Genomic DNA, 24,345 nt, shown 5'->3' on the forward strand with positions numbered 1-24,345 from the left:
AGGAAAGCTAAGGCGGTGATTAACCGCCCTATACCGAAGTTAAATTAGGTTTCTTCGGAGAACAGATCGCCGCCGTGCATATCAATCATTTCGAGGGCTTTACCACCGCCGCGAGCTACGCAGGTCAATGGATCGTCCGCCACCATGACCGGAATTCCGGTTTCTTGCATTAATAAACGGTCTAAATCTCGCAATAACGCACCACCGCCGGTTAACACCATACCGCGCTCAGAAATATCTGAAGCTAATTCTGGTGGAGATTGCTCTAACGCCACCATCACAGCACTTACGATACCTGATAATGGCTCTTGTAAGGCTTCTAAAATTTCGTTGCTATTCAGTGTAAAGCTACGAGGTACACCTTCCGCCAAGTTACGGCCGCGGACTTCAATTTCTAGCACTTCATCGCCAGGATAAGCGGTACCGATAGTGTGCTTGATACGCTCGGCCGTGGCTTCACCAATCAAACTACCGTAGTTACGGCGAACATAATTGATAATGGCATCATCAAACTTATCACCACCGATACGCACAGAAGACGAATACACTACGCCATTTAGCGAGATAATCGCGACCTCAGTGGTACCGCCACCGATGTCCACCACCATAGAACCTGTCGCTTCAGATACAGGTAAACCCGCACCAATAGCTGCAGCCATAGGTTCTTCAATTAAATACACTTCGCGAGCACCAGCACCCATGGCTGATTCACGGATCGCACGGCGTTCAACTTGAGTAGCACCTACCGGCACACACACTAGAACCCGTGGACTTGGACGAAAAAAACTATTGTTGTGCACTTGTTTGATAAAGTGCTGCAGCATTTTCTCAGTCACATAAAAGTCTGCAATTACACCGTCCTTCATTGGGCGGATAGCTTGGATATTGCCAGGCGTTCTACCTAGCATTTGTTTAGCTTCTGTGCCAACCGCGGCAACAGATTTCTGACCGGAGCCACTACGCTCACCACGTATAGCAACAACAGAAGGCTCATTGAGGACTATGCCTTCGCCACGAACATAAATTAATGTGTTAGCTGTACCCAAATCGATCGATAGATCATTAGAAAAAATGCCGCGTAGCTTCTTAAACATGTAACTAGCCTGTATTCTGTGGAGTCAGAAGAAAAGAAAAATCAGCTAACTTTATCAATGCCACCCTGATTCCACAAGACCGTTGAGGTTAACAATCGCTAATGGAGTGATTTTTTTTCAAATCGTCCTCTAAAAAACAGTATTTAAGCGGAAAATACTGTTTATTGACGAAAATATCGACAACTTAAAACGAAGAAACATACAAATAAGCAACAAATGTCAAACTCAGAAATTGCATTTAAAATCTGTCACTAGGGTTTTCATCAACCTTCAATAAATGAAACTGATGCGCATTTCATACGAAAGGCTCAGTTTAATTCAATAGCTGAAATCACTCAGATTAGTTTACCTCACGCCAATAGATGATTTTGTCATGGCCACGATAACGGCCAAAATACGCGCTCGCCCGCGGTTCTGTGAGAATGCTTGGTGATACGCCATTCCAATTCCAGTACCATTCTAGCCATGGCGGCACATCCAAGGGCGCCGTCACTTGACCGCGGTATGGCGCACCACTTGAGGTGACCGCTTGCCAGAGCAACTCAAATTGGCCAGCTTGGAATGTAGCAGTCCCGCCAGAACGTACAACACTTTGCCCCACCACTAAGTCGGGATCAAAGTTGTAGCCAAGGCCAGCATTGTCCACCTGCGAACCCAAACCATACACAGCCGTTGTGCAGCTATCGTTGGTATTCAGTACCCAACGACTGCCATCCCAATATTCGGCCCGAGTCGGCATACGCAGTATTTCTGTCTCAGGACCATAGGTGTTATCCATCACCACACGGCCGTGACGCAAGATTTGAGTGCTGATTTTCTTAGCACTACAGTTAGTGCAATTGCCCGTCGTTGCCGCATCCATATCTGGCGAAGCGACATAGGAATAAATGCTATTGGGATGAGGATCGTTATCCATCAATTGCACGCCAATATCAAGCAGCTCGAAAGGACCATCTTGATACAAATTCGTCGCCACATTTGGGGTCACCCGACTAAAGTTAGCTCGGTAAGAAGCATCAACCATCGCCACGCCTTGATCCCAACTATCAGTCTTTATAGGTAAGGCACTTAAGCGACTCTGTAAATCGACACCATTATTGTTGTTTTCTCCCACTAATTTGGCAGTAGCCAGGGAGAATGGCGGGAAATAGTTTTTCGTTATATCCCCCGCGATATTTAAAGCACTGAGCTTCATCGACATAGGAAACAGCTGATCCATATAGTTAAAGCCGCCACAGGCAGGTATGACAGATATGTCACTGACTAAAAATCTGTCAGGCACAAAACGGCCGATATTGGCACTCTTTGCCAGGGGTAATGAGTAAAAACTCGATCCCAAGTAACTCGCTGGAGGTGCGGCGCTAAATGTAAACACCCCGACTTCACTGATGCTTTGGACAATTGTATTAAGATTATTTGTCGCAGCCACTTGATCGTAACTGGCAATACCTACTCCCCCCTGAACACCAGAGCTTGGCGCCACCAATTGACTCGACAATACAATACTGGATTGAACGTAATTAGGCGTACTTGGGTTATCGCAATAATTAGTGTCGTTATCTGCAACCCAGGCTTTAGCAGCAATCTGCAAATTAAAACTCTCACCGGCTTTTTTATACACAGCGCAGCTAACGTCTCCCGCAGGGCACAAAGCACCGCTGTCTTTGGGCGTAACACACAGACCAACTGGAAAACTGACGAAGGGATCGCTACCTATCATCACCAGCCCTTCATCGGGAGTGCCTGCGACACCAGTATATTTGGCGTTTAGCCCAACTTTACCAGCGTCGCTATAATTAACAGCTATTGTTGCTTTACCGCTGGCATCAAAGGATAAATTCAGGGGAGAAGGTGACGAACTCGAACCGCTGATAGGCGTTGAGTTAACGCTAACGGCTGTTGGGGTAAACATAGATGCAGCGACAGGCGAAATATATTGACTCCATAAATCGACCCTTTTTGTTTGACCAGCAAACGTCGGCACGCACTCTAGGTTGTCGTTTGACTTCCTGACCGCAGAAATAGTCGCATTTTGGGCTTTATTGGCCAATTTATCTGGCATATCAATTAAAAAGCCGCTATCTGCAAATGACAGCGTACAAGCCGCGGTTGATAACGCGCCAGCGCCACTGCGGCACAAGGTATTACTACCAGGGACGGTGGCAGGATTTGAACTCGATACTCCGATTGTGACTGGGGTGGTGACATTATGACGTAAGTCAACAGAGGCGATTCCGTTGATGAAACCGACATTACTAACACTACTGCCATTTTGGTACCAACCGCCATTACTAGCAGGATTCAGTGACAATTGCGCACTAACTGGATCAGTAAACAGGGTACAAGGAATATTTCCATCAGCACACGCTCTGATCTGCATAGGCTCTGCCTTACAGGTGAGCGGTGATGATGAGTAATCAAATTCAAAATGATGTACTTGTAAGCCAATCGGTTTGGATTTTATTGCACAAACTTTAAAATTATCGATTTCGTGGTTGTTATTGGCGCCACCAGTAGAACCCGTAAATGACAGATAAAAATCGGCAGGAACAGAATCTTGACCTGATATCGCTCTCGCATTAAATCGAGGGACAAGTACCTGATATCCATTACCATCACGCACATCTCTGTCTAACGATACCCAAGCTTGACCTGTGATAGTTGAATCAACTCTAATCCGATACTTATGATTTGGTGCTGCGGTTGACGTACTACGAACATCAATTCTAGGATTCAAATTCGCCGCGGTACCAGCCAAATACTGATAATTTGCCGCCACAGAACCGCGTAATGTTACCGATTGAGATCTAAATCCAGGGCCACCGTTCTTCCCCTCATTCGGATTGGAAAAATTACCATACTCATCCAAACCGACACCAATCCAACCTCCCGCAAAGCCCGGCGTACCATCATCACGTTGTGCATATCCGAGTGAACCGCCAAAGCTGCCAGGTTGCGGTGTAACAGAAGCGTCCGATAAAATAACCGCAACCCCATCACCTCCCGTTCCAGATGTAGGTGACCAAGCATAATAATCAAACTCTATCGTGACGAGATTGCCTTCAGCAGGAAATAACCGCTGGTAAGTACTTGCAGTGGCCTGATTACCCAATGCTGGCGTGATTCTTAATCGCCCCCCGTTGATAGCCGGCGGAGTAGAAGAACCCAGCACTTTCGTTGCCCAATCGTTACCTAAGCTGCTGCGGGAAAAGTCATCAGTAAAACACTCTTCAACTGGCGCGACTTTCTCCAGCGCAACAAAGCCATAGTCTTCAGCAAGATGACTACGATCACTATCGCCATAGGTATCTTCGTCGTTCACCATACTGACTTGAGTTGCACTCAAATTACAGCGTCTTAGCCAGCCACCATCGCCACCTCGACGAGAATCTTTCCCCGCGACTAAAGTCGGAGGATTAACAAATCCAGTCAAACTCGTGTTGTAAGCACATTGCTCAGCCAGCGTTTTAGTATTTCCCCCGCCTGTGTGGGTAAGTGCAGTACCGAATTGATAGTGAACATCCTCACCATTCAGTATGACTGTGCCAACACTGGATTTTACCGCTAAATAACCAATCGTTTCTGATTGTAAACTTCGCAGATTACCAGGTTTACATTGAGTTCCAGAACGGACCTCAGAGGTATCTAAATTGAGTTGAATACCACTCGAATTTAACTGTGCCACGCTTGTCAGCCAGCAGGAAGAATTATTGCGCGTCTGCAACTGATTCAATACGACATTCAGAGACGTATTCAGCGGCACATTCGTCCAGGCAGAGTTACTCATGTTCAATGCGTTAACGGTAGAGATTCTACCTGCTTCAAGTTGACTGCCATCGGATAAAACATGTGAACCTGCCGTCACAGCAATCCAATGCACTTCCGGCATACTATTCGAAGCGATATAGCGGTTTGAGGGACTCGTTGGTTCACTTTGCACCCAAGTAAATCCGGTATTAGTCACAGATGATACAAAGGTTGATGCAGGTCCATCGTTGCTAGTATTCGCCGTTGATATTGTCGGCATAAGGAAAATAAGTGGTTTCACGCCAACAGGGAAAGCATTGGCAAACGTCACTGAAGTAGTGGTCGCTTTACCAAACTGTAATTGTAGCGGTGCAACAGGCAAATCTTCATTAATACTGCCACCACTCATGACTAAATAACGACTCGTGACACGACCATTAATAATCGAGTTATTATTTAAACTTAATGTTGCATCGCTATAAACTCGCCCATTGAGTAAAGCATCACTATTTAGCTGAATATCGCTATAACCGATAATAAGTGCAGAAGCCGTATTATTTTCATTAAATTTACCGCCATTTAACTCAAATTTTTGTTTGGTAAAAATGCGGACATTACCTTGCAAAATCACCTTAGCATTTTGGTTCAAGGTAAAACTATCTACCCAATAGTCCCCCTCGGATAAAACGAGCGTCGCCCCGCCCCCAATAGCGATAGTGTTAAATCGATACTCATTTTGAGTTGCCGATAGAGTCAGAGTACAAGCAGAATAAAGCGAAACATTGCTAAACTGATTTTGCCCATTAGCACCAAGTGTTAATTGCTCGCCACTATTACAAGAACCATAACCGCCACCAGCGCCGCTACTCGATAAAAAAGCATTGCTCCCAGTTAATTTTAACCCTCGAATATCACTGCCATCGATAGTACATTTACGCACTCCACCAGAACCGTTATCACAACTGTTATTAGCAAGCCCGCTGCCATCGTTACTCGAACAATAATCTAATGCAGCACCACCAGTACCATTAATAATGCCATTACCGTTTATCATCAGCTGTGGCGATGATATCTGATGGCATACGTTAGAGTTATCGCCATGATGCCCTTGAGCAACCTTGGCAAAAATAACACTCTGGTCAATAGGGTCGAATGCCATCACAGCAGAAGGGAAACTCAAGATAAGTACTGCCAATATGGCACGATGAAAAAGATTAATTCCCACGGGCTTCTACCTCAACTTGTCGGCTGACGCGCGTTTCGCCGCTTTCGCATACCGCTTTACTGCTGATTCGATATTGAGTGACTGTGTCTACCGCATATGCTGTACAAGTCAACGTCACACTACAGGCATGAAAACCAGTTACATCGGGCGGTGTCCAAACATCTGATGCTAAACACGTTCCAACATTGCCATTCAATGGAAACAACTTAGCCAGCGACGCATCGGCGCCACTGTTCGCCGCAGCAAAGGCACGGGTTCCCCATACTTCTTGGGTGAGCCCAACATCACCGTCTTCCACAATATTGATCAGTGCCGATGCCAGCAGAAACATCACGGTAATCACAAACACGCCAATGATTAACGCACTGCCACGCTGCCGCTCAGGCAGAGCGTGAGAGGACGATCTTGATAGTGATGATCTGGATGCTGAATTACGCCCTATCGAGCGACGCTGTGAATTAAGGAACATTGATTACCTGCACTTGATGTCGATATTGGAACGTCTCACCATTGACATTAAATCTTGGCTGCAAGTGCACCATGGCATTATTGACTAAACTCGATGGCGTTAAGATCAACGGCAAGTCATTACTATTATCGAGACGATTCGCCACACTTTGCGCCATTAGCACGCCCGTACCCATAGTGGCTGGATTTGGTTGAACGGTATTAAAGTTATAACCAGCATAACGCACTATTTGTAAATCATTACCGCTTGCACCCTTTTCAAAGCAATAGCTCACAGGACTCGAACCAAAATAGATCCTTTGTCGTGGTGATGCTTCGGAAAAACGTGTTGGCGCAGTAAAAGTCAGTGTCACTTGATTACCCGAGATAGCAATCGTTTTAACCTGTGCCCGTTTTTGTCTCGCGCTGCTATACACATCGGCGTCAACCAAAGGATAGATCCAAGCGAATTGATTCACGCGAATCGCACTCGCGGTATTATCTAGAATAACTATCCCAGTACTCGCGGCCGCAGCGGGGATGATTGGCATAGTAAGATAAGTCGTGCTGGCCTCGATCGGCACAAATTCAACACATTGATAGGTCAGCGAATCGCTATTTAGACGTACACTATTAGGCAAAGCACTACGCAGCTCACGGGTCATTCGCTCAACGGCAAAACGGCTCTGGCTTAGTACTTGATCGACTGAACTCGACTCAACAAAAATCCGCGTACCAAAAATAATAAAACTACTCACCCCGACCACAAGAATCCCCAGAATCAAGATAACTGTGACCATCTCGACTAAGGTAAAACCCCGTTTGGATGTTTGCATACGCTTGGCTGAAAAAGAGCTCATTAGTAATTGCTCCTCACCAGATTGTAAGTAATTACTTCATTGTCCGGCGTCGTCACATTAATCGTGACTAGCTTAGTATTGGGCGCAGGCCCATAGGCGACAGTGACACTTAAACTATAGTTAGGATAAGCAGCGGCATAGGTTTGGGTTGAGTTGAGCATAGTCGCGGTTTCATTTAAGCCGTTGTAATCGTCCACATCGTTAAAGTCGTTACGACTCTCACCCACCTCAGGACCCAAGGAAATGGAACAATTGCTTCCAAGTGGACTACCGCAGGCTGGCGTACCACCATTGGCATTAGTGTTTTGATCGTAACGCTTGCCCCAGATCTCATTCATCACCGAATGAGCAAGCTCGGCACTCTTCACTCTATGCAAAGTCTTAGCCGCACGATCCGCCTGTGGAAATAACATGCTGGTTAGCATCACAATCGCAATGGCCATCACCAGCATGCCAATCACTAATTCGATAAGGGTAAAACCTTGCTGTGGTTTGGCTTTTTTGGATGCTTTTATTGATTTTTTTATTGAAAACAGCAAAGGATTAATTCGCATAAATATAACCCTCGCTAGAGACATTAATCATCACAGTGTCATTAGCAATCACACTAATACAATCACCATTACAGCTTGGAAAAAGTCGGCCATTGATATCGAAATCGAGGCTGAAGTTGCTACTGTTAGTGCTCACTAACACTAATTGAGCACCGCCTTGAAAAGCTTGGGTATAAAGCGGGTTTGGCGATAATGCAGTACCAGAACAAACCGCCCCATTTCGGGCAGGGAATTGACTCACTTGATAGCCAGTGCCAGAAACAGTTACACGAAAACACCTGTCAGTATTATTGAGCGCTTTTTGCTGTACTTGACGCAGCTCGCTAATGAACTCATTACGTAAACTATAGGCACTGTAAGAAGATTGGGTAAACAGGCGAGGCAGCACAACCACAGCAAGAATTGAAATCAAGATGATGGTCGTCACTAATTCAACTAAGGTAAATCCGGCCTGTTTTGACATAGAGAAGTTAAGCATCGCTCGGGTTAATTGCTGATTTCAAGTGCTAGGTTCAGTTTCTGCCAACGATATGATTAACGCAAATAAATGTCGGTAAATTCTTGGCTGACTCATTTTTGAAATCCTGTAAGAACCGCATTTTACCTAAAAAAAAGGCCTGCTAGGCAGGCCTTTTATTTTACTAATATTAACAATCTGAAGCATCAGGAACTGCGGATAAAACAGGAGCTACTGTCGCACTCGTTGCTTGTGTATAGGTGATACGACATTCTGCTGGAGCACCTTTTTGCCACATAGTCACAATACCAGTGCCTTCAAATATAATCCAATCTGCACCAGTACTAGTAACAACTGTTGGATCTGTAGCACTGGTTCCTGCATCGAAAGAAATATCGATAGCATTTTCAAGCTCTGCTTCGTCAGCTTGTAAATAACCAAAATGTGTAACCGCTGGGGTTTCGGTACCTATATCTACAGAAGGAGGAATTGTTGCGTCAAATGCTTTTTTTTCTTCACCAGCTAATGCAGCTTTTGAATAAACTAAGCTATTTGCACCTTGGATTGATGCTTTTAAGCCATTCAATGCAGAAACACGCGCATCACCTTGCAAATTAATAAACTTAGGTGCCGCTGTGACAGCAAGAATACCTAAGATAATGATCACTACGACTAATTCAATTAAGGTAAAACCTTGTTGTCTTTTCATATCAAACTACCTTTCTTTATCAGTGAGTACTCGTGTGAGTACTAATTAAGTTAAGTCACTTCTGAACTAAGTTACTTAAAACATGAACAAAATAAAACTGTTAATTACAGCCTATGGCACAAATGGCGTTTGAGTAAAGCTTAGCACCTTACCTGTACCTGGGTTATACACGATTCCTTTCGCACCAGCTGTTGATAAATCCGGTGTTGGAGTCGGTACGCCAGTTGTTTGATTTAGCACCAGTGAAGCCACTTGGTGATAAACACATAAATCTAAACCAGCAACGACAGTACCTGTAATCGAATTAGCGCTACCACCTGCGCCATCAATCACGCGCACGGTATAACGTTGATTACGTGCATCTTGAGTGTAGAGCACATTACGAGGAGCGCTCTGCAGCACGGTATTAAATACTTGTTGGCAACTCGCATCCGTCATAGCAGTCACATCCGTTACTGAAGTTCCTGTCGGATAGCCAAAACGTGTATCGACATTAACTGTGTTGCCGTCGAGGATCACGCTGCTATTTTGGCGTCCATCGACTTCCCACTGTGAACGCACAAAGCTAACGGCAGTCGATAAACCACCCGCGACACCATCAACACTGGCGTCTTCAGCATCATCGGTGACATTTAAAAATCGTGGGATCGCGGTTGCGGCGAGTAGCCCTAAAATCACAATCACAATCACAAGCTCTATTAATGAGAAACCTGTTTGCTTAGTTTTCATATATATGCCCCATACTTAAGAAATTTTATTCTAACAGCTAAATCAATTTTAAAAAGCCTTTGAGTTAACAATATTTTAGGGTGCAGTCAAAAAAATGACCCTGCCAGAGTTCAGTTGATAGCCTAAACTATCGCCATTGTGCGACCGATAGTGGCAGCTGTTATCTTTAACTAAGTAATCTGCAACCAGCCCTGCGTTATCCACTTCTGCGCCCATAAGTTGCTGCCATAAATCTTGGCAACCTTGGCCGTTTAACTGTTTAGGTTGCGGCCAACCTAAACCATTCACATCAACGACACTTGGCTCAGTTTCCTTGGCGGAATTGTCAAACGCCTCCCAATTCAACTGCATCTGCGGCGGCTTACCCAAAGATAACCATTGGGAGCGCGCCATCACCAGCACATTTAAAAAACGCGCATGATCAACTTCTAATCCACGGGCCGCAATTTGCGGTAGGGTAAAAAAGTACTTAGCTCCAATCACCGCCATGATAACCAACACTAACCCTATGGTTATCATACGCCCATAGAGGCGTAATAGATCGCTTTCTGCCTTTTGCTGAGTCTGCATTTAACCTCAGCCCCACACATAAGAGAGGAGATAAACATTTTCCATATCGATTATTTACCGCCCTTGACCACATTGAGCATATCCCACATGGGCAGGTATATCCCTAAGGCCAACACGAGGACAATCACGGCCACAAAACCGATCAAAATAGGCTCCAATTTAGCGGTGAGGTTCTTTAAATCATAGTCTACTTCGCCCTCATAGAAGTCTGCCGCATCATTGAGTAATTGATCGATTTGCCCTGTTTCTTCGCCCACGGCCACCATTTGCAGCACTAGTGGCGTAAATAACTTGCTCTGATTCGATACCCTTAACATAGAGTCACCAGACTCAATCCCACGGCGCATACCGACTATTTTGTCGTGCATGTAGGCATTATCTACCGCATCAGCCACTAAACTTAGGGCCTGCGTCATCGGCACGCCAGCGCTGAGCATCATAGAGAAACTGCGACAATAACGAGCTAACGTCGAGCGCTCGATAATCGATCCCACGGCAGGGATGTGTAACTTCCACTTATCCCACTGCTTCTCGCCTTTTTCCGTATGGTGCCAGTAACGAATGCCGATAATAGTGCCAATCAACACCACCAACATCAGCGCCCAATAATTCACAAACAGATTCGATGTACCTATCAGCACTTTTGTCGCCCAAGGTAAGTCGGCGCCAAAGCGGGAAAACATCTCAGCGAACTTAGGGATCACCATAATATTGAGGATCACCATAGCGAGCGCAATCGCAATCAAGACAAACATGGGATAACGCATGGCCGATTTAATTCGCCGCCGTGTTTCCTGCTCACGCTCGATATAGCCAGAAAGCTGAATAAAGGCATCTTCTAACTTACCTGTGTTTTCGCCCACGTGCACCATAGAAACAAACAAGGAATCAAATACATCGGGATGTTGATTCATGGATGATGATAAGGGTCGGCCTGCGGTGAGCTGCTCAGAAATATCATTGAGCGCATCTTTCATCCGCTGGGAATGCGCGGTTTCAGACAAGCCCGCAATCGCCCGCAAAATCGGGATGCCAGAACGGGTCAAGGAGTACATTTGCCGAGTAAAAATCTGTAATTCTTCTAACGCGACTTTTCCACCAAATAACTTAGCCAGTGAGAATGACTTAACCACTTTGGCGACTTTGACCTCAAGGGGGATAATCCCCCGCGCCAATAGCATGTCAGCAGCGGCACTTTCCGATGCCGCATCCAATTGCCCCGTAACGGATTGACCTTGACCACTGCGTCCACGGTATTGATAAATCGGCATAATTACGCCTCAACGCCTTGTTGGCTAATAATATCCTTCGACAAAGGTATTTGTGATTCACTCACATCCTCTACCAGCTTAGCCACCTCTTCAATGGTCGTCATGCCTTCGCTCAGATATTGCAACGCTGACTCGGCGAGTGGGGTGAAGTTAGGGCTCTGCAACGCGGCTCTGGCAAAATCCTGCGGATTACCGGTACGCATCGCATCGATCATCTTCTCATCCAACTCGAGGATTTCAAAAATACCAATACGGCCACGATAACCGCTGCCGTTACAACTCTGACAGCCGGTACCGATTCTAAAGTTCGCATGGCTAAAGTCTTTATGACTCACACTACTCAGCCAGGCTTTTTCCTGCGGTGTCGGCTGATACTCAACGCCACAGTTATGGCAAACGCGGCGCACTAAACGCTGGGCAATAATCACCCTCAAGGCACTGGCGACCAAATAACTGGCGGCGCCCATATCGAGCAAACGCAGTGCACTGGTGACCGCATCGTTAGTGTGCAAGGTTGATAATACAAAGTGACCCGTTAATGCGCCCCTCAGGCCAATCTCAACGGTTTCTTGATCACGCATTTCCCCGACCATGATGATATCGGGGTCTTGACGTAAGGTGGTGCGCAATACGTTGGAAAAGTTTAAGCCAATCTTATGGTTAACTTGTACTTGGTTTATCCGTGGCAATTGATACTCGACCGGATCTTCCACCGTGATGATCTTACGGTCGGCGGTATTGAGCTCACTCAAAATACCGTACAAAGTGGTGGTTTTACCGCTACCCGTGGGACCAGTAACCAACAACATGCCGTGAGGACGTTTTATCTGTTTACGAATACGCGCCAAAATAGCAGGCGGCATACCGGTTTCGTTTAGGGTCAATAAACCCGCCGATTGGTCGAGTAACCGCATTACCACAGATTCGCCGTGGTAAATCGGCATAGTCGACATACGCACATCGATATGGTGACCTTTGATTTCCATGTGGAAACGGCCATCCTGCGGCAAACGTTTTTCAGAAATATCGAGTCCTGCCATCAACTTAAGTCGCAATACTAAAGCTGCGGCAATATTAACTTCATTCAGAATCGTTTCGTGTAACTGACCATCGATACGCTGGCGAATACGTAGGGCTTTATCACCGGGTTCTATATGGATATCCGAGGCACGCATTTGCACCGCATCTTCAAAAATCGACTGCAGCAACTTAACCACTGTGGTTTCATTGTCACTGTCGCCCGAAGTCAGACTGGCTAAATCGAACATCTCATCGGCGGCGTATTCTTCTTCGAGCTTACCGGCGATCTGAGCAATTTGGTCTGTACGGCGATATAAGTTATCAAACGCTTGCAGCAGTTGTTGCTCGGGCGCTACCGCTAACTTCAAACGCTTAGGTGCGATAAGCATTTCGAGGTGATCGAGCGCCTGCAAATCGGCAGGATCACTCATAGCTACCAGTACGCTATCGCCCCTGTCTTCAACCGCTAAAGCGCGGAAACGTCGGGCTTGCACCTCAGGAATAAGATGAACGACTTCAGCTGGGATTGGCATTTTACTGATATCGAGCAAAGGCACATTCAATTGTTGCGACAAGAACTGCAGCAACTGATGCTCTGTAATCGATTGCAGATCAATGAGGGTACGACCCAGTTTTTTGCCCGTATTACGCTGCTCGCCTAACGCCTGTTGTAGCTGGGCTTCGGTAATAATGGCTTCTTGAACTAACAGATCGCCTAAACGCATTTTTAATCTGGGTTTCATTGGCTATCTCCTAGCTGAGTCAAACGTTGTTCGATAAAGGCACTCGCCTGCGCCGATAAGCCTCTGTGGCCTAATGCAGTCCGATAGGCTTGGCGTGCTTGGGTAAATTGCTGCTGCGAATCAAGCGCATAGGCCAGCCCCATCCACCATTTAGCCTGTTGAGGTTCTTGTTGTAATAACTGCCTGTAGGCTTGTTCCGACACTGAAAACTGCCCTAGCTTTTGCGCCAGATCCGATTGTGCCATCCACTTTTGTCTCGCCAGCGGATGCGTATCAGGTATGTTGGCTAACGTCGCTAATGCGAGATCAGCCAGACCAGCGGCTTGCTGAACCCGAGCGAGCAATAAGGCAAAGTCTAACTGCTGTGGGAATAACAGCATACCTTGCTGTAACACTTCACTGGCTTTGGCTAATTGACCTTGCCCATAATGCAGCGCAGCTAATTGTTTGCGCGCTTCGTGCATACTGGGGTCGAGCGCTAATGTTTGCTCATAATAACTAATGGCCTCTTTGAGCTTGCCATCCCTTTCGGCCTCGCTCGCTAACGTGAACCGCTTCTTTGCTAGCTGCTTTGGCGTCAACTTCACCTCAGTAATCGCCATTTGCCCTTGTGCTTTGGGCGCAAGTCGATTAGCGCCAGCATCTGCTTTAACTTCTTGTACGTTAAGCCCATTACTCGCGTTACCTTCATTATCGGCGGCCACACTGGCCCGCTCCGACATCATTAACGCAGAGGGCGCAGCTACAGTGACCTCGGCGCTACGCACACTCGATGTCGCACTACTTGGCTGTGAATGGCTTGGCTGCGAGTGGCTTGGCTCGCTTACCGTATCGACCTTGTCCGCTGCGAGTGCAAGGCTCACGTCTGCTTGTGGTTTTTGTTGTGGTTGCGACTGAGACTGAGCTTGTTGCTCATGCTCAGCTTCTTTTGCGGTTCCTAATTCTGGTGCCTGACTCGATGCCACTTCGGTGGCACTTGGTTCAAACTCTTCACTATTCGCTGTCATCGCCGCCGCAATCTTCTGTGTCGTCGCAAGCTTCAAGGGTTCTGCAGCGGCATCGACGTTAGGTGAAGCTTCTTCTGAGGCAACACTGTCGATCCGCACAGACTCAGTTTGGGCGGTTAAAGTATCTTGTTCCTGCGCTTGAGATGAAGCTGTCGCTTCTGCAGGCTCTGCCATGAAAAATTGCCAGCCATAAACCGTGCCGCCACCGAGTAGCAGTGACAAACCACAGAGCAGCAGCCAGTGAGATGATGAACGCCTGCGAGCTAAATATTGCACCTGCGGTTGAGCCACATTGCTGAGTTCGTGCCCCTGCTGACGTTTGTCGAGGTCCTGCAACATCTTGTTGATCACACTCATACAACACTCCTCAAAACGTGTTGTAATCCCAAACCGAAAGCCACAGTTATCAGAGTGAAAAAAGGCAGCCATTTCCACGACAATAATCGGCGCACGCTCGCATCTTCAGTGTCTTGAATCGCCGCTTTAACGTGGGAGGTTTGCACACGCGTAGCGCCCTCGCCGAAACTCAGTAACAAGGCTTTATGGGCAAGAATATTGATCAATCTGGGGATCCCTCGGGACGCATAGGCAATCTGACGTGTTTCCCGTGATGTAAAGAGTGGTTCGCCCGCACGACCTGCAATGGCTAGCCGGTGGCGAATATAAGCATCGGTTTCATCCCATGTCAGTGGGCGAAGGTTGTAGCTAAAAGTAATACGTTGTCTTAATTGCCTGAATTCTTGGCGTTTAAGCCTTTCATCAAGCTCAGGTTGCCCAAATAACACCACCTGCAATAATTTACGCGTCTCGGTTTCGAGATTAGTGAATAACCGCAACGCTTCTAGACTGGCGTCCGGCAATGCCTGCGCTTCATCGAGCACTAATACGATGGCGTGACCATGGGCGCTCAACGCTAAAAGCTGCTGCTGGATAAGCCCAGTGAGCTGCTGCTGGTCGATATTGCTGGCGTATTTAAGGCCTAACTCACTCGCCACCGCCCAGCGTAACTCTGCAGGCGTAAGGTAAGGATTGGGTAGATAGGCGCAATGGAACTTAGTGGGTAATTCATTGATAAGCTTGCGGCAAATCAGAGTTTTACCTGTCCCCACCTCCCCTGTCACCTTGATAAAACCTTCACCCGTTTGTAGCGCAGTTTGCAACACTTGCAAGGCTTCTACGTGTGGCGATAGGCCGAAAAAAAATCCGGTATTGGGTGTCAATGAAAATGGGGCTTGGCTTAGGCCAAAATGCTTCTGATACATAGAAGCTTACTTTGTCTCCGGATACCAACGATCTAATAAGGTCTTAGAACGTTGTAGCTCAGTTTTCCAGGTATCGACGCCAACTACCGTAGGTTTTAACAGAATAATCAGCTCAGTTTTCTTCTTTTGCTTGCTGCGGTTTTTAAACAATTCACCGAGGAAAGGAATATCACCCAACAAAGGCACTTGCGAGACGACTTCGGTATTTTCGCTCTTCATCAAGCCACCTATGATGACCACGTCACCGGAAGCGGCGCGGATAACGGTATCAGACTCGCGAATTTCACTCTGCGCTAAAGGTAGCTCCAACGAAGCATCACTCACTTTGATATCTTTAGTCTGCTCTTTCACATCGATAACGGATGGATGCACGTGCAATAACACATTACCGTCACTATCAATTTGCGGCGTGACATCTAAGGCAATGCCTGAGAAAAACGGCGTGAGCTCGACTTGTGGAGTGGTCACAGGCGTTGCGCCCGCTACTGTGGTCGATGAAACGTCAGTGACAAAATACTCATCGGTACCGACTTTAATCACAGCTTTTTGATTATTCGATGCAGTCACCCTTGGGCTAGACAATACATCCACATCGCCTTGGGTATCTAATAGATTGATCATGGTCGTAAAGTCGGAGCCTTTAATACTCAGCGAGGTCACACCACCAATCGCCGAAGTGATTTTATCGCTTAACCCAGGGCCTTTCGAAGTCCCAAAATTCACATTCGTATTGCCGACATGACCCAGCACATTCTCCCATTGGATACCTTGCTGATAGCCATCGGATAATGTGACTTCGATGATCTTAGCCTCCAAGATTACTTGGCGCTGCAGATGACTCTCGGCAGAATTTAAGAAAGTGCGAACTTGGCGTAATTCACTAGGGAAAGCACGAATGGTCACTAAACCCGCCTGCGGCGTAACCACCACTTGCCGCCCATTTCCTGTGTCACCAATAATCGCCGTCAGCGTTTCTTTCAGCTCGCCCCAAAAATCAGTCTTAGTGCGCGAGCGGATAAATGTACCGTTACTGCTATCGCTGCTGCCATTGCTGCTGGAGTTGTTGCCGTTACTGCTGTTGGAATTATTATTACTCGAACCACTGTTATTTGAGTTGTTATTGTTCGAATTACTATTGGAATTATTGCTATCGGAAATGCGTCCAGAACTCACAGAGGTCACAGATAAGCCGTCGCGCTCCATATAAAGATAATTCAGCGGGAAAGTCTCAGTACGCATTCCAGCGGGGAACACTCTTAGAATACGCCCTTCACGGCTCACTTCGTAACCGTAGATATCTTCAACCACTTGAATTGCTTCGCTTAAAGTTACACCTTTAAGGGATAACGAAATCGTACCTTGCACATCAGGATGCACGGCAACACTCAGCGGCGTACCTTGGACTAAGCTTGGAAAAAATACTTTGGCATCCACATCATGGGCAGAGACATCGAAACGACGCTCAGTCTCCAGCGCAGGGGTTAAGCCTGACAGTAAAGCGCCCGAATTCAATTCTCGCTGAACCGCATCCGGCATAGTCGCAGGCGGTGGCGTCGTTGATGCCGTCGCCGTCGCCATTGAGGCCGCTAGTGCCGCCTTACTCGCCTCCGGCTGTGGCCTATTTGTGGTCTGACACGCCACAAGGCAAAGTGAGAGCAGAGGTGTAAAGTATTTAATCGCTTTCATCTGAGGTGTATTCCCTATCTCTCTGTTATTGCTTGAAACAATGTCAATTTCCGTCCATCGGACAGCGACACATAAGTGGGGGTGATCTTGACGATACTCTGCCCCTCAATGCTGTCGCCAACAGACAATATCTTGTTATTTATCACAGCATAAGCCGTGTTGCCTGAACTCACTATGCTGTTAAGTACCATTGCCTGATCCTGCGCTTGACTCGCATGGCCGACCACAGCAAAACCTTTACCGGGCAAGGTAGGGTCGCGCAGCGATTCAGCAGACGCTATAGGGCTGCTGACCAATAACAACACACTGATAATATAAGACTTATTTAGAGACACTGATAAAGTCCTTATTAATACTCAAGGTATAAAGCTCAATCTCTACTGTCGCTTGGGGATATTCCGCGACTTTATAGTCGAGACGCTTCCAATAAAGTTTATCTGGCATGGCCTCAACGGCTTCCACAAAGCGCAGCACTGAGAAGTAATCGCCTTCTAAACTTATACGAATACCATGGCTATACAGATTGAGTTTCCTCTCTTCACCCACAGCCAACAGAGGAATGGGTGCAATCGACATAAACTTAATTAATTTAATCCCTTGGACTTGTCCCAGTAAATTTCCCAATAGCTCTGGCATATAGTCTGCAGGCACCATGTCCACCATCTGCTCATTGAGCTGGGCATCTAAGGCTTGATTCTGTTGCTCTAACAAGACTAAACGCTGTTGGTAATCTTGATTGGGATCTAACGCTAAACGTTGCTGATACAAGTCAACCTGCTGGGCCGAAATCACGTTTTCTTGCTCTAAGGCTTTTAGCTGTTGTGACAACGCCACATGGGTTTTCCACAGAGACTCTAAGGGTAAATAACTCAGCATACCGACCACGGCCAGAATAGCGACTGAGATCAGCACTCGCTCGCGGCGACTTAACGCATCAAACTGTTGCCCTAGTTGGGCTAACTTTTGCTTCATTGCGCGGTCTCCTCCTTGCTATCGCTCTTCAAGGTAAAGGCCAAAGGTTTATCTTCACCGCGATCCATACTCATCGACGAGAAAGCTTGCCCCTTTAAAGTCTGCGTTGTTTTAAGTTTGCCAATCCACTGCGGAATGCTTTGGGGATGGTCGGCAAAACCTTCGAACATAAAATCTTGCTCATTAATGACGATATGACTAAGCCACACGCTCGCATCCGACACGACCGCTAAATCTTTAAGTACAGGCGCAAAACCTAGGCTGGTTAAAGAGGCCCTAAGACTCAATTCACCCATGAGTAACTGCTTCAGCTCTAACTGTTGTGCCGCTAAATCGACTCGCGCAACGAGTTCGGCATCGGGTTTACGCGCTGCAATTTGTGCTTCTAATGCCTGTTTTTGGGTATCGAATTGCAGCTTTTGCTGGGCAGCCAATTGCTGAGCCTGTTGCAGCTCACTGACTTGCCAGTAGATATAACCGCCTAAGGCTAAAAATAGGACCAAAAATCCTGCAGCATAAGCCCCCAAACGTGCAAAGGTTAATCTTTGCTTTGGCGGAAGTAAGGAAGGAGTGTAGAGATTGACTCGGTATTTAATCACTCAGCACCTCTGGAAAATTCGGCAAAGGCTAATCCCGCTAATCGCGCGCCAACACAGCTTTTATCGATAACATTCACAGCTTGATTAAAGTTTGCCGACACTAGCTTAGCTAAAGTATCCACGGCGCCATCGGCGAGAAGTTCAATAGAAGATACCGGAGCTTGCCTTAACTGGCTTTCAAAGTAATCCATAGAGCGCTGAATCTCTAAGCTTAAATTATCTGCCATGCCATAAGTTAACTCATCGGCTTGAGTCTTATCCAACTGGGTAAATCCGCGCACACGCCGCTGCATGTACAGCTGCCCTTGCTTAACCACAGTCAATAACAATTCTTGCCCTGGAATATGGCTGACCACCAGACGAGCTTGGTGGTCATCACCAAATAAGTTGGTCATGGCTAACTCTTCGATACTGATACCGATAAGTTGTAAATTTTGTTCATGAATGGCCTGTACCATGCTCACGAGTTTAGCTTTATCGACCACCACCACATTGATTTTATTACTGGGAATGGGTGACTCGAAATAGTCTAAATGGATTTGCGGCACAGGTAGCGTCACCATGTCTTTAATTGACCACAGCAAGGCTTGGGATAATTCGACAGTATCGACATTGGGTTTATCAGTCAGCAGTAATTGATAAAGCCCTGAAGCTAAAACCAGTTGTAATTGGGCATTAGGGAAGGATTTAGCGACGGCAGCAAACGCCGATGACCAGTGCTCATCTTTAAGCTCGAAGGGTAACCACAGTTCAGTACGATCACTTTGAGCAGGTGCGTAAACCCATAATTTATCGGCATAAACATAGATGCCAAGGCTAGTCGGATCCGTTTTTTTCTGCCAAAAGGCGAGTCGACCTATAAGACTTTTTTCCATAAAGATGCCTGTAACCAACTGAATTTAAAAGCGTGAGTAGTCTCTTTTGCTTAAACGTCCTGTCACTCCACTCTCCAGTGTTCCTTGCCCTCTGACTTGCTTTATCGCTAATTTAAACAGCAAACGTCATTATTTTGGCACTGGATAGTTTAGCTGCAAATACTCGTATTTTATAGATAAATACGTGAATAATAGGATCTATTTGTCTCTAAGACGACATTAGTCACCCAAATACCACACTTTCATTACTTAGCCTCTATGGGTTCACTGAAATACATTCCCTGCGCTGCGCCAACACCGAGGATTTGCAGTGTCTGCCATTCTTCGAAGACTTCGACCCCCTCGGCACAAACTTGCACTTCCGTTCGATACAGACCGCCAATCAAGCTACGGATGAATAATTGGTTTTCTGGGCGTAAATGAATATGCCGCACAATCGATCTATGTAGCTTAATTAAATCAAAATGACATTCACGAATATAGTAAGTGCCAACGACCTGCTGACCCACATGATCAACACATAATCTCGCACCCATTTTACGGATCATGTCTAATTTTGGCTGTAATTTTTCTTGATGTTGAATCACGATATCTTCCGACACTTCGAAAATCAGTCGCGTGGTCAGATGGCGATATTCTAACAGCGTCGTTTTTAGCCATTGGGTAAAAGCTCGACTCATTAGCGAATCCAAACTCAGATTAATACTGTATATCTGTGACGCTGGTTTTTTATTTGTTTGAGTATTCGATACGCCACCCGCTAATTCATTCGACAGTAACAACAATACCCGCTCAATAATTTGCCGTTCGACCTGCGGCATTAAACCACATTTATTCGCCATTGGAATAAACAGTGTGGCACGAATTAGCGCTCCTTGATTATCCCGCGCCCGAGTAAATATTTCTTTATGATGCTCATTACCATCAGAATCGATTATAGGCTGGCTAAAGGGGAAGAATCGCCTTTGCACTAACGCGTTTTCTAAAAAGCTGCGCCAACGCACCGAGCCTTTAGCAAACTCTTCATCAATTGCGCCTTTGTCGTACATAAACCAATTACTATTGCCCTGTAATTGTGCCGCCCTCAAAGCCATATCGGCTTCTTCAATTAACTGCGCCGCATTATCGCCTGCGGTAAAATAAGCACATCCGAGGTGGAAAAAGTTATCGCTATTGTCGACTTCGGGTAAAGGCTGGCTCAAACATATCTTAAGCAACTTACTGGCGAATTGGTCCGCTTCGATTAACGAGATTTGCGGCACGACTATGGCAAATTGATTGTGAGAACGACGGGCAAAAATACTGTTAGCTTGGGTTTGCAGCAATTGGCTTATCGCGTTGACGGTCGAATTTAATAACTCTTTAGTTACCGCTTCACCTTGGGATTGCTGCAATAAATCCAGATCATCCATCTCTAATAAATAAATCACCCCATGGGCGAGCATCGCCTGATTATGGCTAAGGGCGTCGAGACGGTTATTTAAGAAAAGTCGATTACCAATGCGGGTTTCCGCATCGAGAAAGGTATTAGAACGAATGAACTTGTCAAAACGACCGCGCTCTTTTTGTGCGTCTTGTAATTCTTCTAACAACTTGGTCAAAGCGCGGTTAATCAGCCTTGGCTTGCCATTTCCGGGGGTCGCGAGTGCTTGCTCGTGCTTACCTTGCAAAATCAATCGACTGCGTAAGGCTAATTCTTCAATGCCATCCAATTGCTGGGAAAACCATAAATAGCCAAAACGCACTAAGGCAGCCACAGCTAACACACCGACCAACAGGATGAGGATTTCATACCAACTAAAAGTGTAATGCTCGAAGGGTTGGGTTAAGGTCAGCTGCATACGCAGGCCAGATTTGGGTTCTAACACATGGTCATACACCATGGCATTTTGCGTAGTCAGATTGCCTTCATAGGCAAAGATCACTTCATCTTTCAAGGTCAGCCGAAAATCAACAGCATTGTAGGCAAGCAGCATGGGCGGCAGCCAAGCTTCCAAATCCCAATCGGGTTGGTGTTGATATTGGTCCACTAACATAGTTTCGAGTTCGGCGACTTTCTGCTGCTGAAATTTATAGGTCAGCTGCACGAAACTCATCATAGCGCTCAGCAAAAATACGAAGGCAATAGCGGCTAATGACATTAACCAAAAGCTGGTTAATTTTGTAGTTAACATTCGGGTGAATTTCATCTATCCGCTATCCTGCAGGATTATTATAATTATTTGTGCGATTTTAACAGGAGTACAACAAAGTTGTCCGTTGATTATTCAGTAGCATAACCTAAAAGGCAACCAAGACGCTGTGACTTTAATGTCCACTTAAAAACAAAAAAGAGGCTAATTAGCCTCTTTTCGATGTTTTTACCACTTTTAGCCTAGTCGGCGTATTGAGGTAAAGAAGGAATCGCAGCGACACCAGAGTCGATAGCCGCCTGAGCAACCGCACGGGCAACATTAGGCAATAAACGTGGGTCCATAGGTTTTGGCAGCACGTATTCAGGGCCAAAACTCAGTGAACTCACATTAGGATAAGCCTTCAACACACTCGCAGGCACAGGCTCTTTTGCCAGTGCAGCAATGGCATGAACCGCGGCGATTTTCATCTCATCGTTAATGCATGACGCACGTACATCCAAGGCGCCACGGAAAATAAACGGGAAACACAATACGTTATTCACTTGGTTTGGATAATCGCTACGACCCGTACCCATGATCAAATCGCTGCGCGTTGCGTGAGCCAGTGCCGGTTTGATTTCAGGATCGGGATTAGAACAGGCAAAAATTACTGGCTTATCGGCCATCAATGCAACTTCTTCTGCACCTATCACGTCAGGACCAGATAGACCTAAAAACACGTCTGCGCCTTTAATAACATCAAGAAGCGTGCGTTTGTCAGTATCATTCGCAAATAGCGCTTTATATTCATTAAGATCCGTACGGCCAGAATGAATCACACCTTTAGTGTCTAACATATAAATGTTAGCGCGATTCGCACCACACTTGACCAGCATAGTCATACAAGCAATGGCTGCCGCACCTGCGCCCATACACACAAACGTTGCGTCGCTGATCAACTTGCCTTGAATTTCCAGCGCGTTAATCATACCCGCCGCGGTCACAATTGCGGTGCCGTGTTGATCGTCATGGAATACTGGCACTTTACAACGGGCAATCAATTCACGTTCGATAACAAAGCATTCTGGCGCTTTAATATCTTCAAGATTGATACCACCAAAAGTGTCAGCAATCGCAGCAACTGTATTGATAAATTCTTCAGGCGTATTGTGGGTGATCTCAATATCTGTCGAATCGATATTTGCAAAATGCTTGAATAATAATGCTTTGCCTTCCATCACAGGTTTAGAAGCCAAGGGGCCTAAATTGCCTAAACCTAAGATCGCCGTACCATTGGTAATCACGGCAACCGTATTACCTTTATTGGTATAACGATACGCATTGTCAGGATTAGCCGCGATTTCACGCACAGGCTCAGCCACTCCAGGGCTATAAGCTAGAGCGAGATCGTGACTCGTTTCGGCAGGTTTGGTAAGGCAAACTGCGGTTTTGCCTGGTATTGGAAATTCATGATAATCGAGTGCTTGTTGACGAATATCTGACATTTTAAAATCCTGAAATGCGACATTTATAATTTATGAGAGTAAGGCCTACCAACACACATCTAGTCTCACCAAAGGGTGATGTTAATAGTCTGGCTGGTCGGGGTAAGATACGCCAATAAGGGGGATTTTTAAATAAGAGATTCAGAAATTTCACTTTAGCCTGCAAATATCACCTCTAAGCTTAGTTTTATAAACTTATCTCCTATAATAAAGCTGCATTTCTTAATATATTTTGTAGGAAACAAACATATATTTTGTAGTTATAGCGCTAGTTGTAGCGAGTTAATCTCAAAAATGTTGGTTAAATTACAATATATAACGGCTAGCATATTTATCTTATAGATAATTGCTATAAATAAGTCGAATTACATACTTGAACTCGCAATACTCAGTAAGTTGACGATTAATTGAGTGAAGTCGTACCAGATGGGGGATTTAACATAAGTATTAAGATAGGCGTAAATAAAGCAGTTCAGCAAATGACAGAAAGCAAAAAGGCGCCATAGGCGCCTTTTCTAGAAACATTGCAATCGCAATTATTTCTTTGCAAGCACTGCGAAGCGCTTGTTGAATTTGTCGATACGACCGCCAGTATCAACAACTTTTTGTGTACCAGTGTAGAATGGGTGACAAGCACCACATACGTCTAAATGCAGATCTTTACCAGCAGTAGAGTTTACTTTGATAACGTTACCACAAGTACAGTTTGCAGTGATGATAGCGTATGTTGGGTGGATACCTGGTTTCATTGGGGTTACCTCAAAAGTGTAAGGCCATGTCGCTCTTCCAACCCGTAGTCGGACACCACATGCATGTTAATAACAATATGTTTAGGGCGCAGAATGGTACAGCATACCCACAAGGGATACAAGTAGATTATCTGAGCGTTTGGCGGTTAA

Annotated in this window: 21 protein-coding genes; all 21 read right to left on the minus strand. The window is 46.0% G+C overall.

Annotation, left to right across the window (positions count from 1 at the left end):
- Window positions 1–44: 44 nt before the first annotated feature.
- The 21 genes from Q4Q52_RS08770 to rpmE all read right to left on the minus strand — a co-directional run bounded on the left by Q4Q52_RS08770 (window position 45) and on the right by rpmE (window position 24,195).
- The gene (locus tag Q4Q52_RS08770) at window positions 45–1,094 is read right to left on the minus strand and encodes a rod shape-determining protein (protein ID WP_105251284.1); all 1,050 of its coding nucleotides are present in this window, start codon (window positions 1,092–1,094) and stop codon (window positions 45–47) included.
- A 340-nt stretch (window positions 1,095–1,434) separates the two neighbouring features.
- Entirely contained in the window at window positions 1,435–6,066 is a 4,632-nt protein-coding gene (locus Q4Q52_RS08775; RefSeq protein ID WP_311990390.1) for a DUF6701 domain-containing protein, read from the minus strand.
- Window positions 6,056–6,535 carry an MSHA biogenesis protein MshP gene (locus Q4Q52_RS08780; protein WP_311990391.1) on the minus strand — a complete coding sequence of 160 codons (480 nt, stop codon included), beginning with the start codon at window positions 6,533–6,535 and terminating at the stop codon, window positions 6,056–6,058. The genes Q4Q52_RS08775 and Q4Q52_RS08780 overlap by 11 nt, the downstream gene beginning before the upstream one ends.
- Window positions 6,525–7,373, minus strand: a complete 849-nt coding sequence (locus tag Q4Q52_RS08785) for a type II secretion system protein (RefSeq protein ID WP_311990392.1) — start codon at window positions 7,371–7,373, stop codon at window positions 6,525–6,527. The genes Q4Q52_RS08780 and Q4Q52_RS08785 overlap by 11 nt, the downstream gene beginning before the upstream one ends.
- The gene (locus Q4Q52_RS08790; RefSeq protein WP_063883342.1) at window positions 7,373–7,927 is read right to left on the minus strand and encodes a type II secretion system protein; all 555 of its coding nucleotides are present in this window, start codon (window positions 7,925–7,927) and stop codon (window positions 7,373–7,375) included. The genes Q4Q52_RS08785 and Q4Q52_RS08790 overlap by 1 nt, the downstream gene beginning before the upstream one ends.
- A complete protein-coding gene (locus Q4Q52_RS08795) occupies window positions 7,917–8,405 on the minus strand; it encodes a type II secretion system protein (protein ID WP_311990394.1) in 489 nt (162 codons plus the stop codon). Before Q4Q52_RS08795 ends, Q4Q52_RS08790 begins: the two co-directional genes overlap by 11 nt.
- Window positions 8,406–8,574: 169 nt before the next feature.
- Window positions 8,575–9,093, minus strand: coding sequence for a prepilin-type N-terminal cleavage/methylation domain-containing protein (locus Q4Q52_RS08800; protein WP_063883340.1), 519 nt, complete (start codon window positions 9,091–9,093; stop codon window positions 8,575–8,577).
- Between the two features lie 111 nt (window positions 9,094–9,204).
- Window positions 9,205–9,822 (minus strand): prepilin-type N-terminal cleavage/methylation domain-containing protein, encoded by a 618-nt coding sequence (locus tag Q4Q52_RS08805; protein ID WP_063883339.1) that lies wholly within the window; start codon window positions 9,820–9,822, stop codon window positions 9,205–9,207.
- A gap of 75 nt (window positions 9,823–9,897) precedes the next feature.
- Entirely contained in the window at window positions 9,898–10,392 is a 495-nt protein-coding gene (locus tag Q4Q52_RS08810; RefSeq protein ID WP_311990395.1) for an MSHA biogenesis protein MshF, read from the minus strand.
- Between the two features lie 50 nt (window positions 10,393–10,442).
- Window positions 10,443–11,663 carry a type II secretion system F family protein gene (locus Q4Q52_RS08815; RefSeq protein ID WP_259511419.1) on the minus strand — a complete coding sequence of 407 codons (1,221 nt, stop codon included), beginning with the start codon at window positions 11,661–11,663 and terminating at the stop codon, window positions 10,443–10,445.
- Between the two features lie 2 nt (window positions 11,664–11,665).
- A complete protein-coding gene (locus tag Q4Q52_RS08820) occupies window positions 11,666–13,426 on the minus strand; it encodes a GspE/PulE family protein (RefSeq protein ID WP_259523776.1) in 1,761 nt (586 codons plus the stop codon).
- A complete protein-coding gene (locus Q4Q52_RS08825) occupies window positions 13,423–14,790 on the minus strand; it encodes a tetratricopeptide repeat protein (RefSeq protein ID WP_311990396.1) in 1,368 nt (455 codons plus the stop codon). The genes Q4Q52_RS08820 and Q4Q52_RS08825 overlap by 4 nt, the downstream gene beginning before the upstream one ends.
- A complete protein-coding gene (locus tag Q4Q52_RS08830; protein WP_311990397.1) occupies window positions 14,787–15,695 on the minus strand; it encodes an AAA family ATPase in 909 nt (302 codons plus the stop codon). The genes Q4Q52_RS08825 and Q4Q52_RS08830 overlap by 4 nt, the downstream gene beginning before the upstream one ends.
- A 6-nt stretch (window positions 15,696–15,701) precedes the next feature.
- Complete coding sequence (gene mshL / locus Q4Q52_RS08835; RefSeq protein ID WP_006083270.1) at window positions 15,702–17,381, minus strand: pilus (MSHA type) biogenesis protein MshL; 1,680 nt, start codon at window positions 17,379–17,381, stop codon at window positions 15,702–15,704.
- Between the two features lie 14 nt (window positions 17,382–17,395).
- The gene (locus Q4Q52_RS08840) at window positions 17,396–17,716 is read right to left on the minus strand and encodes an MSHA biogenesis protein MshK (protein WP_311990398.1); all 321 of its coding nucleotides are present in this window, start codon (window positions 17,714–17,716) and stop codon (window positions 17,396–17,398) included.
- The gene (locus Q4Q52_RS08845) at window positions 17,703–18,353 is read right to left on the minus strand and encodes an MSHA biogenesis protein MshJ (RefSeq protein ID WP_311990400.1); all 651 of its coding nucleotides are present in this window, start codon (window positions 18,351–18,353) and stop codon (window positions 17,703–17,705) included. Before Q4Q52_RS08845 ends, Q4Q52_RS08840 begins: the two co-directional genes overlap by 14 nt.
- Window positions 18,350–18,952, minus strand: coding sequence for a fimbrial assembly protein (locus Q4Q52_RS08850; protein ID WP_311990401.1), 603 nt, complete (start codon window positions 18,950–18,952; stop codon window positions 18,350–18,352). The genes Q4Q52_RS08845 and Q4Q52_RS08850 overlap by 4 nt, the downstream gene beginning before the upstream one ends.
- Window positions 18,949–19,827 (minus strand): MSHA biogenesis protein MshI, encoded by an 879-nt coding sequence (locus Q4Q52_RS08855; protein WP_311890630.1) that lies wholly within the window; start codon window positions 19,825–19,827, stop codon window positions 18,949–18,951. Before Q4Q52_RS08855 ends, Q4Q52_RS08850 begins: the two co-directional genes overlap by 4 nt.
- Window positions 19,828–20,072: 245 nt before the next feature.
- Complete coding sequence (gene csrD, locus Q4Q52_RS08860; protein ID WP_261272938.1) at window positions 20,073–22,016, minus strand: RNase E specificity factor CsrD; 1,944 nt, start codon at window positions 22,014–22,016, stop codon at window positions 20,073–20,075.
- 185 nt (window positions 22,017–22,201) lie between these two features.
- Complete coding sequence (locus tag Q4Q52_RS08865) at window positions 22,202–23,446, minus strand: malic enzyme-like NAD(P)-binding protein (RefSeq protein ID WP_311990402.1); 1,245 nt, start codon at window positions 23,444–23,446, stop codon at window positions 22,202–22,204.
- Window positions 23,447–23,982: 536 nt separating this feature from the next.
- Window positions 23,983–24,195: a 50S ribosomal protein L31 gene (rpmE, locus tag Q4Q52_RS08870; protein WP_063883331.1), complete on the minus strand. Its 213-nt coding sequence runs from the start codon at window positions 24,193–24,195 to the stop codon at window positions 23,983–23,985.
- Between the last annotated feature and the right edge of the window lie 150 nt (window positions 24,196–24,345).

The sequence above is a fragment of the Shewanella sp. SP1S2-4 genome (assembly GCF_031932075.1).
Lineage (GTDB): Bacteria > Pseudomonadota > Gammaproteobacteria > Enterobacterales > Shewanellaceae > Shewanella > Shewanella baltica.